This window comes from Streptomyces sp. NPDC047043 (assembly GCF_040644055.1).
Lineage (GTDB): Bacteria > Actinomycetota > Actinomycetes > Streptomycetales > Streptomycetaceae > Streptomyces.
In genome coordinates this window covers 226,330-242,509 of the sequence record NZ_JBEYVO010000001.1, presented here as the reverse complement: position 1 = coordinate 242,509, position 16,180 = coordinate 226,330, and the positions used below count along the sequence as shown (strand labels likewise).

Sequence of the window (16,180 nt, the reverse complement as noted above, 5' to 3'; positions counted from 1 at the left end):
CTGCCTTTCCCTCCGCGCGGTCCGGGACAGTGCGGCCTCGGATTCCCCTCGAGAAAGACCATGACCGGGCGGATTGGTGCGAGGGGCAGCGAGAATCTCCTGCAGAAATGCGCACAGGGGAGGAGTTGGTCTGGGCGCGTGGCCGAACTCGCCCCGCCTCGACGGCAGTCCGTGTCCGGCCTTGGAGGAAGGCGGCCGCTCGGTGGAGTCCGTCACGGCCTGGCCGTGTTGCCGTGCGATGCCGATCAGGTCTGCCTGGGGCTGAGTCAGGAGACTCCTTCCTGGACCGCCCGATCGCCTGGCGCTGTGCGACGGCTGCCGCCAACTGCGGTGCCGCGAACTCGGTGCCGTAAGTGAACCGCAACAGAGGTTCGAAGGTCGCTGCCGCCTGTATGCCGGTGAAGTACAGGCCGGGCATGGGCGACTGCAGCCGCACCGCCGTGCACGGCGGCAGCCGGTCCAGAGCCGCGGCACCGCCAGCAGGCTGCTGCCACCATGCGGCATCTCGAAGCGGCATTTGGCCGGGGGATTCACCCGACCCGGTGATCGCTCAGATTGCGGTGTCGGGCGACTGCGGCCGGGTCCGGATCGTCTGCAGGCTGCGGCATTCCAGCCCTTCCCGGCTTGCAAGGAGACGTTGGACGGGCGGGTCGAACCGCAATTTCTTGCCGGGCGATTTGCACATGACTGATTACATTGTGCCCTTATGGCGGCTCGGGCGGTGCTTCCCGGCAACAGCCGCCCCGTGTCACGGACCGGGGCGGCGCTCATGGTGCTGCTTGCCGCGCTGATGCACCTGCTGGGATGCGCTCACGGTCCGGCCACTGCGGGAATGGGCCACGCAGACGCCATCCATGTCGTCCCCGTGGCCACCGGGCAGGCGTCCGCACCTGCCGACCGCGAGCCGTCCCTGGAGCAGAGCGGGGCGGCGCAAGACGACGAAGCGCACTGCTGTGGCACGGACGAGCCGACGGTTCAGCGCGCGCGTGATGCAGTTCTGGCCGTACCCGCAGTCCACGACGCCCTGTCCGCCGAACACCTCGGCACCGCGTCCGTGACCGCGCGGCCACCACTTCAGACATCGCCCCGCGAACCCGGCTCGGACTCGGCCGGGCAGGCGCGGGCCCGCCTCGGCGTGTGGCGGACCTGATCGTCCCCATGCTGCGCTCACGCCCCCGGGCAGCGGCGCGGCAGCCGATCACCTCCGCATCTTCCCCCTACGCAAGGCCGGTCGCTGCTCACGGCACCGGCCGCAGGAGAAGCACGCCATGAACCACCCCACCATGCACGCATCCCCGGCCCAGCTGCTCGTCGGCGCCAAGTGCCCGACGCACACCCCGGCCGGACTCGTCGGCGACACCCCCGTCCTCTGGATCGGCCCGCCCTTCACCGCTGCCGAACGCGGCTTCTGGGCCAAGCTCGAGGGCCTCAACCCCGGCGGTATCAAGGACCGCGCGGCCCTGCACATGGTCCGCGCCGCCCGTGAACGCGGGCAGCTACTGTCCGGCGCCCGCATTGTCGAGTCCACCTCCGGCACTCTTGGCCTCGGCCTGGCCCTCGCCGGCACCACGTACGGTCACCCGGTCACCGTCGTCACCGACCCCGGTATGGAAGCCCTGATGACCGGTCTGCTCACCGCGTACGGTGCAGAGGTCGACGTCGTCGACGCCCCGCACCCCACCGGGGGCTGGCAGGAGGCCCGCCGCGACCGGGTCGAAGAACTGCTCGCCGTCCGGCCCGACACCTGGTGCCCGGATCAGTACAACAACCCCGACAACGTGGCCGCGTACGCCGCGCTCGCCCACGAATTGGTCGCCCAGCTCGGCCGCATCGACACGCTGGTCGTCTCGGTCGGTACCGGCGGCCACTCCGCGGGCATCGGCTCGGTCCTGCGTGGCTACTTCCCGCACGTGCGCGTGGTCGGTGTGGACACCACCGGATCAACCATCTTCGGCCAGCCCGCCACCGCACGTTTGATGCGCGGCCTGGGCAGCAGCATCCACCCGCGCAACGTCGCCTACGACCTCTTCGACGAGGTCCACTGGATCGCCGCCCCCGAAGCGGTCTGGGCCGCCCGCCGCCTGGCCCGCGACCACTACGCAACCGGAGGATGGAGCGTCGGCGCCGTCGCCCTCGTCGCCCGCTGGCTGGCCCGCACTCTGCCCGCCGAGAACCGGATCGTCACCGTCTTCCCCGACGGCCCGCAACGTTATGTCGGGACCGTCTTCGACGACGCCTACTGCCACGAGCACGGCCTCCTGGGTCATTTGCCCGCCGACGACCCGGACGAGATCGCCCACCCCGGCGACCGGACCGTGACCCGCTGGACGCGGTGCACCCACATCAGCGATCCCCTCGCCACGACCTGCCGATCCGACGCCGGCACGCACGTCCTCACAGGAACCGCCCGATGAACGCCCTGTGGCGGCAGACCCGCTCCTTCCCGCCCGCAGCCCGGCTGTTGATGGCCAACCAGTTCGCCATCAACCTCGCCTTCTACATGCTCATGCCCTACCTTGCCGCCCACCTCTCCGACGGACTCGGCCTGGCGGCCTGGGCGGTCGGCCTCGTCCTGGGTGTGCGCAACTTCTCCCAGCAGGGCATGTTCCTCATCGGCGGCACCCTCGCCGATCGCTTCGGCTACAAGGCCCCGATCATGGCCGGCTGCCTGTTGCGCACCGTCGGCTTCGGCCTGCTGGGCTGGGTCGACAACCTGCCGGCCCTGATCGCCGCCTCGGCGGCCACGGGGTTCGCCGGTGCCCTGTTCAACCCGGCCGTCCGCGCCTACCTCGCCGCAGAGGCCGGAGAGCGACGCGTGGACGCCTTTGCCACCTTCAACGTCTACTACCAGGCCGGCATGCTGCTCGGCCCGCTCGTCGGACTCGCCCTGCTGGCCGCCGACTTCCGGCTCGTCTGCACCCTCGCCGCCGCCATCTTCGCGGTCCTGACCGTGCTGCAGGGGCGTGCGCTGCCCGCCCGGCGGGGGGAGACACGCGGCTCCGCGTCCGACAACGTGCTGGCCCAGTGGCGCACGGTCGCGGCAAACCGTCCCTTCCTGCTCTACGCAACCGCCATGATCGGCTCCTACGTCCTGACCTTCCAGGTCTACCTGGCCCTGCCACTGGCCGCCACCAAGGCCCTGGGTTCGAAGGGGACTTGGGCGACCAGCGGACTCTTCGTCGTCTCGGCCGCGGTCGCCGTCGTCGGACAACTCCGGCTCACCGGCTGGGCGAAGCAACGCTGGAGCCCGGCGCAGGCCTTGGTGCGCGGGCTGACTGCGATGGGCCTCGCCTTCCTGCCCCTCGCCCTCACCCCGCCCGACATCCCCGCTGCCGTAGTCACCGCCCTGGTGGTAGCGGTGACCCTGCTCGCTGCCGGCAGCGCGATCGTCTACCCGTTCGAGATGGACACGGTGATCACACTCTGCGGCAACCGTCTCGTCGCCACCCACTACGGCCTCTACAACACTGTCTCCGGCCTGGGCATCACCCTCGGCAACCTCGCCATCGGCGCTCTGTGGGACTTTGCCGAACAACATGACGCCTTCCGGCTGACCTGGTGGATCCTGGCCGCGACCGGGTTCGCGAGCGCCGCCTCCGTCGCCGGGCTCGCACGCAGCGGATGGCTGGTCGCGCGGGAGACGGAGCGGCTGGCTCCCGTCTGACGCCGCGGGAGGGAAGCGTGGCCGATGGCGTACGCCGACGGCCACGCCTCCTCCGGTGATGCGTCAGCTGTTGCCGAGCATCTTGTTCATCTGCTTGATCTCCGCGGTCTGGGCCGTGATCACGTCGTCCGCGAGCTTTGTCGCGGGAGCATACTTGCCGCCGGACTTCTCGGTCTTGGCCATCGTGACGGCGCCCTCGTGGTGCTTGACCATCATCTCGAGGAACATCTTGTCGAACCCGGTGCCAGAGGCCTTCTCCAGCTCGCTCATGTCCTCGCTGCTCATCATGCCGGGCATGGAGGACGACATGTCGTGGTCCATCCCCGGCATGGAGGACGACATGTCCTCGGGGACTTCCTCGCCCCACGAGGTGAGCCAGCCGGACATCGTCTTGATCTCCGGGTCCTGCGCTCCCTTGATCTTCGTGGCGAGGTCCTTGACCTCCTGGGAGGAGGCGCGGTCGGCGGCCAGCTCGGCCATGTCTACGGCCTGACGGTGGTGCTGGATCATCTCCTTGGAGAAGGAGACGTCCGCGTCGTTGTGGGCGCCGGCCTTGGCCGAGGCGGTTGCGGACGGGCTGGAGTCGGAGTTCATCGACCCCATGTCGTGGCCGCCGCTGTCGTTGTCGCTGCCACAGGCGGCGAGCACGAGGGCGGCCGCACCGGCGGTGACGGCCAGGGCGGTACGACGGATGAGCCTGCGGTGTGCAGTCATGGTTGAGCTCCTGCGTTCGGATCTGCTGAAGGGCATGCCGGAGCACGGCGCCGCCTCTGTCAGGGCGTGCGGTGACGTGCGGGCCGTTCTAGATCCGCAGGAGCTGGAGTTCGGAGAGTGACGGCGGGGCGCGGCCGCCGTCAGGGCCGCTGCCGAAGGGAGAGGTGCCTGCGTGCGGCTGCTCGGCGCACGACACCACGTCGGGCAGCAGCACCGGCACCACGACGGGAGTCCCGGCGACTGACGCGGAGGCGCAGGTTGCGTCCGCATGGTCGACGTGGCTACTGCAGCCGCCCTCACCGTGATCGCATTCGCCCGGCATCGAGACTCTGACATCCGTGTGCGCGGTTGCCGCCATCCGGTGGTGCCCGGAGTGAGCCGCGTGGCCCGGCATGGGCCCGAGGCCGTGCATGCCGAGCAGTCCCAGCAGAAGAGTGCACACGAGCAGCACCGAGGACCGCAGCGCCAACTGCGGTCGAGTGGGCTGGCCGGGGCCTGTCACGGCCCCATCGTAAGCACGGATCATCTGCCCCTTGCGTCCCGAGCGTCACCGGAGTAGACACGGATTGCGATACCCACCCAGGGTATATCAGGCTCTGCGGGGAGGAACCGTGTCCGGGGTACTGACGACCGAATACAGCGTGTCCGGCATGACATGCAGCCACTGCGAGAACGCCGTGAAGCAGGAGGTCTCCGCACTCGAAACCGTCGTCGACGTGCAGGTCGACATCGCAACCGGCCGCGTCGCCGTGACATCCGCCACCCCGCTCGACGACACCCGGGTGCGCGAGGCGATCGAGGAGGCGGGATACGAACTCGCCGGGCGGCTGTGACCCCGCCCTTACGCCCCCGAAGCGGCGCGGATCAGCCGTCTACTATGGCCCTGCGTACTCGCTTGCGCATTCGGTGGCGAAAGGAAGTCGGGGCCATGCGACGGCTGGGGGACCTCGAGGCGGAGATCATGGACCGCTTCTGGACATGGAACCGTCCGGCGACGGTGCGCGAGGTCGTCGACGACATCAACAAAACCCGTCCCGTCGCCTACACCACGGTGATGACCGTGACCAACATCCTCTACAACAAGGGCTGGCTGCTGCGCGGCAAACACGGCCGCGCCTGGCTGTACTCCCCGGTCCGCAGCCGCGAAGCGTACGCGGCCGCGCTGATGGAGGACGGTCTGGGGGAGAGCAAGGACCGTCCCGCCGCGCTGGTCCACTTCGTCGAGAGAATGTCCGAGGAAGAGGTGGCCGCCCTGCGCAAGGCCCTGCGAACCGTGGGACGACAGGCGAAGCCGTGAACGCGGCTCCCGCGCTGCTCAGTTACACGGCGATCGTGGGCTTCGTCGCGCCACGCCTGCTCCTCCGCGCAAGCTGGCCGTACCGGGCCCCCGTCCTCGCGGCGGCCGTGTGGCACACCCTGATGGCCTCCTTTGCGATCGGTGCCGCGCTCGCCGCCTACAACGTGGCCATGCCCACCGAGCACCTGCACGCGGGGCTCATGGGCCTGCTGCACTCGTGCGGAATGCACGTCAGCGCGGGCGAGTTCGATCTCGGCGCAGCGCCTCGGCTTGCCGTCGCCCTGCCCGCCGCCATCGCCATCGCTCTGGTCTCGAGCTTCGCCTTCCACGTCGCACGAGCCCGCCGGGCGCGGGCACGGCACCGCGAGGCCGTGGACCTGGTGGGCCGCCACTCCGCCGGCCTGTCCGCCACGGTCCTGCCGTACGGCATCCCCGCCGCCTACTGCCTGCCCGGCCGTCACGCCCGCATCGTGATCAGCGACGCGGCCGTACGGGAATTCACGCCGGAACAGATCGGCGCCGTACTGGAGCACGAGCAGAGCCACATCGCAGGGCGCCACCATCTGGCCCTGGCCGCCGCGGAGGCATTCCAGTCGGTGTTCCGCCGGCTGCCCCTGGCCCACCACGCGCGGGAACAGACGGCGCTGCTGTTGGAGATGGTCGCCGACGACCGGGCCCTGCTCCGCCACTCCGGCGAGGCGCTGGCCACGGCCATGTACGAGATGGCCACCGCCCGCACGCCGGCGGGCGGCTTCGCGGCGGGCGGGCACACCGTCCTGATCCGCATGAAGCGGATCCTCGGCCCGCGCGAGGCCACTCACCCCGCTCTCCGGGGGTGTGTGGCCGCGGCCACCGTGGCGGTCCCTCTGCTGCCGCTGCTGGTCACCTGCCCACTCGGTTGACCGACAGCAGGTGAGGCCGCTGTCACTCCGGACCCGGTTGCAACCCGAGCTACTAAGCTACTAAGTTCTAACGCACTTGCAGCCGACGCCGCGGCACCCGACGGCCGCATCCCGTCCCTCGGTACACAGACGCGCAGAGGAGTCACCTCACGATGGGAACGCACCGTCGGCCGAAGCCACCCAGCCGCGCCCGGATAGCCACCCTCGGCGTCGCAGCCGGCGCGGTGAGCCTCATCCCGACGCAGAGCGAGGCTGCCCCGAAGCCGACCGTCGACGAGGTGCGCAAGCAGGTCGACAAGCTCTACGAGGAGGCCGAGGCTCCCACCGAGGAGTACAACGGCATCCTCGAGAAGCAGCAGAAATTGCAGCGTGAGGTGGACGGCGCGCAGGACCGCCTGGCCCGCAAGCAGCAGGAGTTCAACGAACTCCGCGAGAAGATGGGCCCGTTGGCTGCCGAGCAGTACCGCAGCGGGGCCATCGACCCGAGCGTGCAGCTCTTCCTGTCCAGCGACCCGGACGACTACCTCGACAAGGCAGAGGCGCTCGGCCGTACCGGAGACCGGCAGGCCGCCGCACTGCGGGCACTGCAGAGCAAGCAGCGCGAACTCGCCCAGGAACGCGCGGACGCCGCAAAGCAGTTGAAGGACCTGAACGAAGCGCGCACCGCGGCTGCGAAGAAGAAGGATGAGGTCCAGGGCAAACTGACCAAGGCCCGCAAACTCCTCAACAGCCTCACCGCCGAGCAGCGAGCCAAGATGGCAGCCGCCCAGGAGCGCGAGGACGCCGCGTCCGGCACCAGCGACGCACCCGCCGGCTACAACGGTCCGGCCAGCGGTCGCGCGAAGACGGCCATCGAGTTCGCCTACGCCCAGCTCGGCAAGCCCTACGAGTGGGGTTCGACCGGCCCCAGCTCCTACGACTGCTCGGGCCTGGTGGGCGCGGCATGGCGCTCGGCCGGTGTCTCACTGCCCCGTACCGTCAAACAGATGTACGACGCCGGCCGCAAGGTCTCCCAGGCCGACCTGGAACCCGGCGACATCATCTACTGGTACAACGACAGCCAGCACAACGGCATTTACATCGGCGACGGCAAGGCCATCCACGCCCCGCGCACGGGCAAGAACATCGAGATCACCCAGGTCAGCTACATGCCGTTCTACGCCGCCACCAGGCCCTGAGCGCCAACACCCGCACCACCTGAGGAACTTCCGTGCCTGCACGCCCGACCGCCCGCGCCCAGTTCACGGTCGCGGTGACCGCGCTCGCCTGCGTGGTTCTCGCAGCCTGCGGGAGTGACGGGTCCTCCGGCGCCGGGGAGGAATCGGCGGCGCCAATCTCGGCGTCTGTTCTCTCCCACGTACATGGCCTGGGCGTCGACCCGGCGGACGGGCGCGTGTACGTCGCGACCCACGACGGCCTGTACACGGCCGCCAAGGGGCGGAAGCCGAAGATCGTCGGCGACCGTCGGGACGACTTCATGGGCTTCACGGTTACCGGCGAGAAGACCTTCATCGCCGGCGGACATGGGGCCGAAGGCAGCGGCCGGCCCGGAAATCTCGGCCTGATTCAGACCAGGAACGCCGGCCACGTCTGGACGTCCCGATCGCTGTCGGGGGAGGCCGACTTCCACTCCCTGGACTTCGCGAAGGGCACGTTCTACGGGTATGAGGGTGGCCGGATCCGGGTCAGCGCCGACCTCGAGGAGTGGGACGACAGGGCGACGCTGGAGGCCCTGGACCTGGCGGTCAGCCCCTCGGGCGACAAACTGCTGGCGACCACGGCCGATGGCGTGGCGACGAGCACCGATGGCGGCCGCACCTTCCGCAGGAGCGCCGGGCCGGTCCAGGCGTTCGTGTCCTGGCCCGCACAGAAGTCCCTGTTCGGCATCGACACCTCCGGAAAGCTGAGTACGAGTCCGGACGGCGGCGCGACCTGGCGGCAGCTCACGACCGTGCCCGGCGGACAGCCCCGGGCGCTGACCGCCATCGACGCCGACCTCATCCTCGCCGCGACGACGACAGGCGTGTACGAGTCGCGCGACGGCGGCAGGACCTTCACCGAACTGGCACCGCTCGCTTCCTGAGTTCTCCGCCGCCGTCGGTCAAGGCTTCGCCATGTGACACCGGTGGCTGAGCGGGCGGGAGTTGCCCGACGTACTAAGGGAGTAAGTAGAACGCCCCGGTGAAGGGAACCTTCGTGATCCAGCAACGCATCGCCCTCCTTTCGGCCGCAGGGCTCGCCGCGGCGCTCCTCCTGGGGGCGTGCGGCAGCTCGACGGATCAGAACGCCACCGGTACGAGCCCTGGCAGCACCGCTCCGGTCGCCACGGGCCCCTCGCCATCAGCGACCTCCGCACCGGCCGGCAGCGGTGACTCCGGCACTGGGCACATGGCCACGACCACCATGCTGATGGCCAAGACCGTCCAGGGCATGGGCAGCATGGTGACCGACGACAAGGGGATGACCCTCTACCGCTACGACAAGGACCAGCCGACGCCGTCCAAGTGGACATGTGCGGGGGAGTGCACGAAGACGTGGATGCCCGTCATGGTGCAGGACTCCGTACAGGTCATGGGGGTCGAGAAGAATCTTGTCGGCACGGTCCATCGGGACGGCATGAAGCAGGCCACCCTCGGCGGCTGGCCGCTGTACCGGTACATGGGAGACACGAAGGCCGGACAGATGAACGGCCAGGGCAAGGACAAGGCGTGGTATGCCGTCACTCCGTCCGGCAGGAAGTCCACCATGACGAGCTGACCAGCGGGCTTCCTGCGGTGGCTGCACGACTGCCCGGTTTCCGGGACACGGCGTTACGGAGCTGAACGGGGTGTATCGACAGTGCCACCACGTACACTGACGGGGTGCCGAAGCTGTGGACCGAGACGATCGAAGAGCACCGGCGTACGGTGCGCGACGCGATCCTGACCACGACGGCGGAACTGGCCGCCGAGCGCGGAGTGCGGTCGGTGACCATGTCGCAGATCGCCGAGCAGGTCGGCATCGGCCGGGCCACGCTGTACAAGTACTTCCCGGACGTCGATTCGATCCTGCTCGCCTGGCACGACGGCCGGATCACCGAACATCTGGGACAGCTCGCGGAGGTCCGGGACCAGGTCGACGGAGCCGGCGAACAACTCGAAGCGGTTCTCAGGGCGTTCGCTCACATCTCACGTCAGTCCCGCGGGCACCACGGCACCGAATTCGCGGCCTTCCTGCACCGGGACGAGCGGGTCGCCCACGCCGAGCAGCAGCTTCACGGCATGATCCGGGACCTTCTGGCCGCAGGCGTGCGGGCCGGCGACTTCCGGGAGGATGTCGCACCGGACGAGCTCGCGACGTACTGCCTCCACGCCCTCTCGGCGGCTGCCACCCTGCCTTCCGACGCGGCCGCCGACCGCCTCGTCGCGGTCACCCTGTCCGGCCTCCGCGCCGGGAGCCCCGCAGCGGACGATCCCAAGCCCACGAGCCGACGCGGACACTCCCACCCTCACGGCCACGGCACACAGCACTCCGGGCACTGAGCTTCCCCGGGTATCTGCGCAGCTCCGCACTGTTCCAGCGGCGGACCGTCGTAGTTATTGCAATCCTTTTGCATCTGGGCATCGAATGCCATGCAGGATGGACCACGCCGTCACGCACCACCAGGAATCAAGGACACCGTCATGACCGTTGCGCCCCAGCCCCAGCCGGGTCTCCTCCGGCGTGTCCGCGGAGCACTCACCCCGCGCGAATGGGCCCGGGCCGGCGGACTTGCCGCCGCGATCCTCGCCCTGCACGTCATCGGCTGGGGCACGTTGCTCCTCATCGTCGTCCCCCAGCACTTCGAACTGGGCGGCGGACAGGGAGCGTTCGGCATCGGGCTCGGAGTCACGGCGTACGTGCTGGGGATGCGGCACGCCTTCGACGCCGACCACATCGCCGCGATCGACAACACGACCCGCAAACTGATCTCGGACGGGCAGCGACCGCTCTCCGTCGGCTTCTTCTTCTCCCTCGGCCACTCGAGCGTCGTCTTCCTGCTGGCCCTGCTCTTCGCGCTCGGCGTGCGCTCGCTCGCCGGACCCGTCCAGGACGACGGCTCCGGCCTGCACGCGACGCTCGGCTTCATCGGCACCTCGGTCTCCGGCGTCTTTCTGTACGTCATCGCCGCCTTCAACCTCGTGGCGCTGATCGGCATCCTCAAGGTCTTCCGCCGGATGCGTTCGGGCACCCACACCGAGTCGGACCTGGAGGCGCACCTGGCCGCCGGGGGCGGTGTGATGACCCGGATCCTCGGCCGGGCCACGCGTGCCGTCGGCAAGCCCTGGCACATGTACCCGCTGGGCTTCCTCTTCGGCCTCGGCTTCGACACCGCCACCGAGGTCTCGCTGCTGTTCCTCGCGGCCGGTGCAGCCGGGGCCGGCATCCCCTGGTACGCGATCCTGTGTCTGCCGGTGCTGTTCGCAGCCGGCATGAGCCTGCTCGACACGATCGACGGCTCGTTCATGAACTTCGCGTACTCCTGGGCGTTCTCCAACCCGGTCCGCAAGGTCTTCTACAACATCACCATCACCGGCCTGTCGGTCGCCGCCGCCCTCATCATCGGCACGGTCGAACTCCTGTCGATCGCCGGGGAGAAGCTCTCCCTCCACGGCGTCTTCTGGGACTGGGTCGCCGGCATCGACCTCAACACCGTGGGATACGCCGTCGTGGCCCTCTTCGTCGTCACCTGGGCGGCCGCACTGCTGATCTGGCGCTACGGCCGGATCGAGGAGAAGTGGACGCTCGCGCCGGCGGAGGACTGAGCAGCGCACCAGGTGGTCATTTGATGTGGCGGCTGAGTCGGGTAGTGGCGTGGAGCAGGTACTCCAGCGGGCCACGCCGGAACCATCGTGTCCAGGCGGTCGCCAGCAGCATGGCGGTCGCGATGAAGGCGAGCAGCGCGATCAGAGCCGGGAGGGTCTCCTCCTGCATGCCGACGACCCGGATGGCGAGGATGTGCAGGACGTAGGCGGTCAGCGAGACCATGCCGACCGCTGCGACGGGGACGGCCAGACGCGTGAGGCGCGGCAAGCGGTCGGTAGCGGCGATGCACGCGGCCAGGACGACCAGTGCGACGCCCGTGTTGCCGAGGACGGAGAAGGTCGTCTGGCTGTGCGGTGCGGCCACCAGCAGCCAGGCCGGGGTGTCGCCCTCGAGGTAGCCGACGGTGTCCGACCACCAGGCCGACGATGCCGAACCTCCGTCCGTGGCTGCGGCGACGGAGGTGAGCGCGTGCGGTACGAGGTGCAGAGCCAGCCAGGAGCCGCCGTAGCCGAGCACGGCCAGCGCGCCTCCGGCCAGGGCCAGTCGGGAACGGATCCTGCGTTGGTCGAGGTCGAGCCGGGCGACCGCCATGCCCGCGATCATGAACGGCACCCAGGTGAGTACCGGGTAATCGCCGGTGAACAGCAGCTCGAGCAGGCCGTCCGTGTCGCTGATCCGGGCCAGCGGGTCCCACGCGATGACGGTGTCCGCCCAGCTTCCCCGGTCGATCAACTGGTGGATCACGTACAGCACTTGGGGGAGGACCAGCGCGCCCGCGGCGGCGATGACCGCGAGCGTCCGGGCAGGCAGCCGGTAGAGAGGCAGGACGACGATGAAGATCAGCCCGTAGTAGGCGAGGATCACATCGACGTCGGTGTCCAGGGCGGTCAGGGCGAAGCCCAGCGCGATCAGCACGAGCGAGCGGATCAGGATCCTGCCGACCGCCTGCCGGCCCGCACGTCCGGTCCGTGGGTGCGGACGGCCGGTGATGAGGACGAGCGAGAAGCCGGCGAGCAGGGCGAAGAGTGCGGAGGGGCGGCCGCGTGCCAGCTCCGACAGGAAGCCCAGCGGTCCGCCCACCGTTGGTTCGGGGCCGACATGGGCGGCGTACATGCCGAAGACCGCGAGCCCGCGGGCCAGGTCGATGCCGATCAGCCGTCCGGTCGACGGTGCGGAGGAGGCGGTGGCAGGCACGTCCTTGTGCAGAGCAGGTGCCGCGGCCACGGCCGATGAGGTGGTCTGTGTCATGAGCTTCAGGATTGGGGAGTCCCAGGCGGCAGCCCATCCGGCGGGCGGCTGGAGAGGCCCCGCCGACTGGCCGGAGCGTCCCAGCCAGGTGGCGGGAATCGGCGCGAAGGAAGCGGAGGGCGGCCCCGGGCGTGGTACGAATCCAACAGCGGCCCCATGACGAGGGGAGCGCCGGTGATCCGGGTACTGGTGGTAGACGACGAGGCCCTGGTCCGAATGGGCTTCCAGCACATCCTTGACTGCGCGGACGACATCGAGGTCGTGGCGGCGGTCACCGGTGGGCAGGCGGTCCGCACGGTCCAGGAGTCGCGTCCCGACGTCGTCCTGCTCGACATTCGCATGCCGGACGTGGACGGACTCACCGTCCTGGCCGAGCTGCTCCGGCTGCCTGAGCCGCCGGTGGTGGCCATGCTCACGACGTTCGACATGGACGAGTACGTGGCGACCGCGCTGCGCTCCGGTGCCGCCGGTTTCCTGCTCAAGGACACCGATCCCGAGCAACTCCCTTACCTGGTACGCACCTTGGCGAACGGCGGTGTCGTGCTGTCGTCCACGGTCACTCGCACCGTCGTGGACGGCTACCTGGACGGCGGTGTGCAGGAATCCGCACTCAGCAGCGTCGCCCGGCTCACCGAACGCGAGCGTGCAGTGCTCGTCCTGCTCTCCGAGGGCCTGTCCAATGCCGACATCGGCGTCCGGATGCACCTGAGCGTCGGCACGGTCAAGGATCATGTGAGTGCCGTTCTGGGCAAGTTGGCGGTGGGCAGCCGGGTTCAGGCGGCTCTGGTCGCCGAACGTTCGGGCCTGCTCAGACCTTCACGGGGCCAGGAGGGCGGATGAAGCCCCGCCACGTGCCTGCTCCGGTGCTCGATGCCGTGCTCGTCGCGGCCGCCTTGCTGGACGTCTGGGTCAATGTCGAGGACGACGAGCGGTCGCGGATGGCCTGCGCTCTGCTCGCCGCCTTCTCCCTCCTGCTGCGTCGCCGTCTGCCGCTGCTGACCTTCCTCCTGGCCCTGCCGGCCACCCTGGTCTCCGACGCGGTGTTCGCCACCTTGGCCGCGCTCTACACCCTGGCCTCCCTCTCCCGCCGTCGGATCCTGCTGGCCGCGTGCGCTCTGGCCTTCGCGGCCAGCGACATCACCGAGTGGAAGTGGCCGTCCCCGGAATTTGTCGACCTGTCGGACACCTCGACCCTCATCACCGTCACATACGCCCTGGGGACCGCGGCCGCTCCCGTCTTCCTGGGCCAGCTCGTCCAGGCCAGACGCGAACTGTCACTGCGGCTCGCCGAGATCTCCGAAGCACGCGAGCAGGAGCGGCTGTTGAGCGCACAGAGCGTGCTGGCGAAGGAACGCGCCCAGCTCGCCCGGGAGATGCACGACGTGGTCTCGCATCAGGTCAGTCTGATCGCCGTACAGGCCGGGGCCCTTCAGGTCAGCGGCCGCGATCCCACGGCAAGGGAAGCCGGGGCCACGATCCGGCGCCTCAGCGTGCAGACGCTGGAAGAACTGCGGCACATGGTCAGCGTCCTGCGCGCCTCCGGGAGCCGGCCCACTGAACTGACGCCCCAGCCTTCCCTCGCCGACCTCGCGCGGCTGATCGGCAACAGCGGCATCGAGACCGACTTGCGGACGAACCTGCCCGACGACCTCCCGCCGACCGTCCAGCGCGCCGTCTACCGCACGGTCCAGGAGGCGCTGACCAACGTACGCAAGCACGCTCCCGGCGCGACCGCCGCCATCTGCATCGAGCAGCAGGACGGCACGATCAACGCTTCGGTCACCAACACCGCCTCCACCCGGCCCGCGCTCCCTCTGCCCGGCGCCCGGCACGGCCTGGTCGGCCTCCACCAGCGGGCCGAACTTCTTGGCGGCACGGTCACGTCCGGCCCCACGGCCGACGGCGGCTACGAGCTCCGCCTGGAACTGCCGGTCCGGGGTGAGCCGTGACCCGATGCGCGCTTCCGCGTGCGCAGGTGGCCGTGGCGGGCGGCCAGAGTCCCGATGCCGATGACCTTCGCCAGGACGACCGCAACAACAAGGGCACCGGCGCCCCAGCCCAGCCACCGCGACGCCGCCAGCACGGATCCGCCGAGTACCAGGTGCGCGACGATGATCAGCGCGACGACTCCGCCGATCACTCCGAAGGACCGGCGCGGTCGTGCGCCCGAAGGGTGCTGCATCTCCTCCCGCGGCTGAGAGCCTTCTGGCGGGGCGGGTTCGTTCTGCCACAGGCCGGTCGCCTCAAGACGGTGCCAGGTGACCGTGAGGCGATCGCGCCTGCCGATCTTCTCGATGCGCCCGGCGACGAGCTGTTGGATGCGTTGCAGGTCTTCCTCGGTGTCGGCCTCGGCCCGCAGCGTCAGCGCGTCTGCGGTGGCCTGCATGGTCCACTGGCCCAGGCTCACCCGTACGGTCCCGTGGGTGTCCGACCACTCGACGTGCTGCACCTCCGGGGGCCGGTGCGCGTCACCCCCGGTGTGGGCGCGTGCCCCGTAATGGGAGTGGCGGCCCATCTGTTGGGCGTGGCGGCAGAGTTGGACGAGATAGCGGCTCGCGCGCTCGGTTTCGACTCGGGCTTCCGCGGTCGGCATGGTGTTCCTCTCCGGGCCTCTCACTGGATCAGGTCCTGGTGAGGGCGACGAGCCAGGCCCGGACGCCGTCCGGGTCGGTGGTGATGTCGATCGTGCTGGGTTCGATGGAGTCGATACGCCATCCCGCGGCGAACGCGGCCTCGATCTCGTCCCGCGCGAGTTTGTGCACCCGTCCCGACTCTCCGGGCTGCCGGTCGCTGAAGCACAGCATGAAGTAGCGGCCGCCCGGCCGGGCGGCCGCGCGCAGGCTGTCGACGAAGGCGGCGCGGTCGGCGCCGCCGAAGATGTGGAAGAGCCCGCAGTCGAGGACGGTGTCGAAGGTTTCCCGGAGACCGGCGAGCTTCAGGGCGTCCCAGTGGAGAAACCTCGCCGTGCGGCCCCGCTCGCGCGCCTTCTCCTCGGCGGTGCGTAGGGCCCGGGAGGCGAGGTCGACGCCCGTGGCGTCCAGTCCGAGGCCTGCGCACATGAGCACGTGCTCGCCGGTGCCGCAGCCGACGTCCAGGACCCGGCCCTGGATGGCACCCGCCTCGGCGAGGGCGAGGAACGCCGGTTGCGGCCGGTCGATGCACCAGGGCGGCGGGCCGGCGTACAGGTCGTGAGGGTGACGGAGTGAGCCAGCCATGCCGTGTCCTTCCGTCGCGTCTGGCATCCCGGGGCCTTGTCCGGCTGCTTGTGACGACCACAAGCTTTATCGAGACATTGTGTCTCTGTCAATCCACGTTGTTTCGATCCGGGCGTCGTGAATTGCGCAGGCTGTTGTCGGAGCCGAAGAAGCCGGACAGCTTCTTCGGCAGCGGGATCGACCGAGCTGGTACGTGTGGATCCGGCCGCAACCGGTGTGCCGTGATTGCCGGACGGAGTCTTACCCCCAGGGGGTATCTGGTCGTCGGCGCCGGCCCTTCCGTCGGCCGCGACGGTTCACCATCGGCCCCTGAACGCCCTCCGGCCCTGAGACGTACTAAGGGCGTTAGCAGTTA

General features: G+C 69.6%; 18 protein-coding genes. 13 read left to right on the top strand and 5 right to left on the bottom strand.

All coding sequences use genetic code 11. The annotated features are described in order from the left end of the window. The first annotated feature begins 832 nt into the window (after positions 1-832). The 3 genes from ABZ880_RS01145 (at position 833) to ABZ880_RS01135 (ending at position 3,664) form a co-directional block, all read left to right on the top strand. Entirely contained in the window at positions 833-1,150 is a 318-nt protein-coding gene (locus ABZ880_RS01145) for a hypothetical protein (protein ID WP_361254802.1), read from the top strand. Positions 1,151-1,268: 118 nt separating this feature from the next. Continuing rightward, the gene (locus ABZ880_RS01140; RefSeq protein WP_361254800.1) at positions 1,269-2,414 is read left to right on the top strand and encodes a PLP-dependent cysteine synthase family protein; all 1,146 of its coding nucleotides are present in this window, start codon (positions 1,269-1,271) and stop codon (positions 2,412-2,414) included. Beyond that, the gene (locus ABZ880_RS01135) at positions 2,411-3,664 is read left to right on the top strand and encodes an MFS transporter (RefSeq protein WP_361254797.1); all 1,254 of its coding nucleotides are present in this window, start codon (positions 2,411-2,413) and stop codon (positions 3,662-3,664) included. Before ABZ880_RS01140 ends, ABZ880_RS01135 begins: the two co-directional genes overlap by 4 nt. Positions 3,665-3,727: 63 nt before the next feature. On the opposite strand, the gene ABZ880_RS01130 is transcribed toward ABZ880_RS01135, so the two are convergent. Together ABZ880_RS01130 and ABZ880_RS01125 are read right to left on the bottom strand one after the other, a co-directional pair. Beyond that, positions 3,728-4,378: a DUF305 domain-containing protein gene (locus ABZ880_RS01130; protein ID WP_361254795.1), complete on the bottom strand. Its 651-nt coding sequence runs from the start codon at positions 4,376-4,378 to the stop codon at positions 3,728-3,730. Positions 4,379-4,466: 88 nt separating this feature from the next. Next, positions 4,467-4,880, bottom strand: a complete 414-nt coding sequence (locus tag ABZ880_RS01125; RefSeq protein ID WP_361254792.1) for a DUF6153 family protein — start codon at positions 4,878-4,880, stop codon at positions 4,467-4,469. 109 nt (positions 4,881-4,989) lie between these two features. Here ABZ880_RS01125 and ABZ880_RS01120 point away from each other — a divergent pair, with 109 nt between their 5' ends. The 8 genes from ABZ880_RS01120 (at position 4,990) to ABZ880_RS01085 (ending at position 11,361) form a co-directional block, all read left to right on the top strand. Next, complete coding sequence (locus ABZ880_RS01120) at positions 4,990-5,211, top strand: heavy-metal-associated domain-containing protein (protein WP_361254789.1); 222 nt, start codon at positions 4,990-4,992, stop codon at positions 5,209-5,211. A gap of 95 nt (positions 5,212-5,306) precedes the next feature. Next, on the top strand, positions 5,307-5,675 hold the full coding sequence (locus ABZ880_RS01115) for a BlaI/MecI/CopY family transcriptional regulator (protein WP_361254786.1): 369 nt from the start codon (positions 5,307-5,309) through the stop codon (positions 5,673-5,675). Continuing rightward, positions 5,672-6,577: a M56 family metallopeptidase gene (locus tag ABZ880_RS01110; protein WP_361254783.1), complete on the top strand. Its 906-nt coding sequence runs from the start codon at positions 5,672-5,674 to the stop codon at positions 6,575-6,577. The genes ABZ880_RS01115 and ABZ880_RS01110 overlap by 4 nt, the downstream gene beginning before the upstream one ends. A gap of 152 nt (positions 6,578-6,729) precedes the next feature. Then, on the top strand, positions 6,730-7,755 hold the full coding sequence (locus ABZ880_RS01105) for an NlpC/P60 family protein (protein ID WP_361254780.1): 1,026 nt from the start codon (positions 6,730-6,732) through the stop codon (positions 7,753-7,755). Between the two features lie 32 nt (positions 7,756-7,787). After that, entirely contained in the window at positions 7,788-8,660 is an 873-nt protein-coding gene (locus tag ABZ880_RS01100) for a F510_1955 family glycosylhydrolase (protein WP_361254778.1), read from the top strand. A 113-nt stretch (positions 8,661-8,773) separates the two neighbouring features. Beyond that, positions 8,774-9,334: a hypothetical protein gene (locus tag ABZ880_RS01095; protein ID WP_361254775.1), complete on the top strand. Its 561-nt coding sequence runs from the start codon at positions 8,774-8,776 to the stop codon at positions 9,332-9,334. A gap of 104 nt (positions 9,335-9,438) precedes the next feature. Continuing rightward, entirely contained in the window at positions 9,439-10,098 is a 660-nt protein-coding gene (locus ABZ880_RS01090) for a TetR/AcrR family transcriptional regulator (RefSeq protein ID WP_361254773.1), read from the top strand. A 141-nt stretch (positions 10,099-10,239) separates the two neighbouring features. Then, on the top strand, positions 10,240-11,361 hold the full coding sequence (locus ABZ880_RS01085; RefSeq protein ID WP_361254770.1) for a HoxN/HupN/NixA family nickel/cobalt transporter: 1,122 nt from the start codon (positions 10,240-10,242) through the stop codon (positions 11,359-11,361). Positions 11,362-11,377: 16 nt separating this feature from the next. On the opposite strand, the gene ABZ880_RS01080 is transcribed toward ABZ880_RS01085, so the two are convergent. Further along, a complete protein-coding gene (locus ABZ880_RS01080) occupies positions 11,378-12,610 on the bottom strand; it encodes a DUF418 domain-containing protein (protein WP_361254767.1) in 1,233 nt (410 codons plus the stop codon). A gap of 174 nt (positions 12,611-12,784) precedes the next feature. On the opposite strand from ABZ880_RS01080, the gene ABZ880_RS01075 reads away from it, so the two are divergent. Then, complete coding sequence (locus ABZ880_RS01075; protein ID WP_361254765.1) at positions 12,785-13,450, top strand: response regulator transcription factor; 666 nt, start codon at positions 12,785-12,787, stop codon at positions 13,448-13,450. Beyond that, a complete protein-coding gene (locus ABZ880_RS01070; RefSeq protein ID WP_361254762.1) occupies positions 13,447-14,559 on the top strand; it encodes a histidine kinase in 1,113 nt (370 codons plus the stop codon). Before ABZ880_RS01075 ends, ABZ880_RS01070 begins: the two co-directional genes overlap by 4 nt. Here the strand turns inward: ABZ880_RS01070 and ABZ880_RS01065 are convergent. Continuing rightward, the gene (locus ABZ880_RS01065; protein WP_361254759.1) at positions 14,517-15,203 is read right to left on the bottom strand and encodes a DUF2218 domain-containing protein; all 687 of its coding nucleotides are present in this window, start codon (positions 15,201-15,203) and stop codon (positions 14,517-14,519) included. The genes ABZ880_RS01070 and ABZ880_RS01065 overlap by 43 nt on opposite strands. A gap of 28 nt (positions 15,204-15,231) precedes the next feature. Continuing rightward, on the bottom strand, positions 15,232-15,825 hold the full coding sequence (locus ABZ880_RS01060; RefSeq protein ID WP_361254756.1) for a class I SAM-dependent methyltransferase: 594 nt from the start codon (positions 15,823-15,825) through the stop codon (positions 15,232-15,234). Positions 15,826-16,180: the final 355 nt, after the last annotated feature.

Bases quoted from the DNA above. Each gene is read 5' to 3' on its own strand.
- ABZ880_RS01080 (WP_361254767.1), bottom strand. From the start codon at position 12,610: ATGACACAGACCACCTCATCGGCCGTGGCCGCGGCACCTGCTCTGCAC.
- ABZ880_RS01130 (WP_361254795.1), bottom strand. From the start codon at position 4,378: ATGACTGCACACCGCAGGCTCATCCGTCGTACCGCCCTGGCCGTCACC.
- ABZ880_RS01085 (WP_361254770.1), top strand. From the start codon at position 10,240: ATGACCGTTGCGCCCCAGCCCCAGCCGGGTCTCCTCCGGCGTGTCCGC.
- ABZ880_RS01070 (WP_361254762.1), top strand. From the start codon at position 13,447: ATGAAGCCCCGCCACGTGCCTGCTCCGGTGCTCGATGCCGTGCTCGTC.
- ABZ880_RS01060 (WP_361254756.1), bottom strand. From the start codon at position 15,825: ATGGCTGGCTCACTCCGTCACCCTCACGACCTGTACGCCGGCCCGCCG.
- ABZ880_RS01145 (WP_361254802.1), top strand. From the start codon at position 833: ATGGGCCACGCAGACGCCATCCATGTCGTCCCCGTGGCCACCGGGCAG.
- ABZ880_RS01065 (WP_361254759.1), bottom strand. From the start codon at position 15,203: ATGCCGACCGCGGAAGCCCGAGTCGAAACCGAGCGCGCGAGCCGCTAT.
- ABZ880_RS01135 (WP_361254797.1), top strand. From the start codon at position 2,411: ATGAACGCCCTGTGGCGGCAGACCCGCTCCTTCCCGCCCGCAGCCCGG.
- ABZ880_RS01115 (WP_361254786.1), top strand. From the start codon at position 5,307: ATGCGACGGCTGGGGGACCTCGAGGCGGAGATCATGGACCGCTTCTGG.
- ABZ880_RS01105 (WP_361254780.1), top strand. From the start codon at position 6,730: ATGGGAACGCACCGTCGGCCGAAGCCACCCAGCCGCGCCCGGATAGCC.
- ABZ880_RS01140 (WP_361254800.1), top strand. From the start codon at position 1,269: ATGAACCACCCCACCATGCACGCATCCCCGGCCCAGCTGCTCGTCGGC.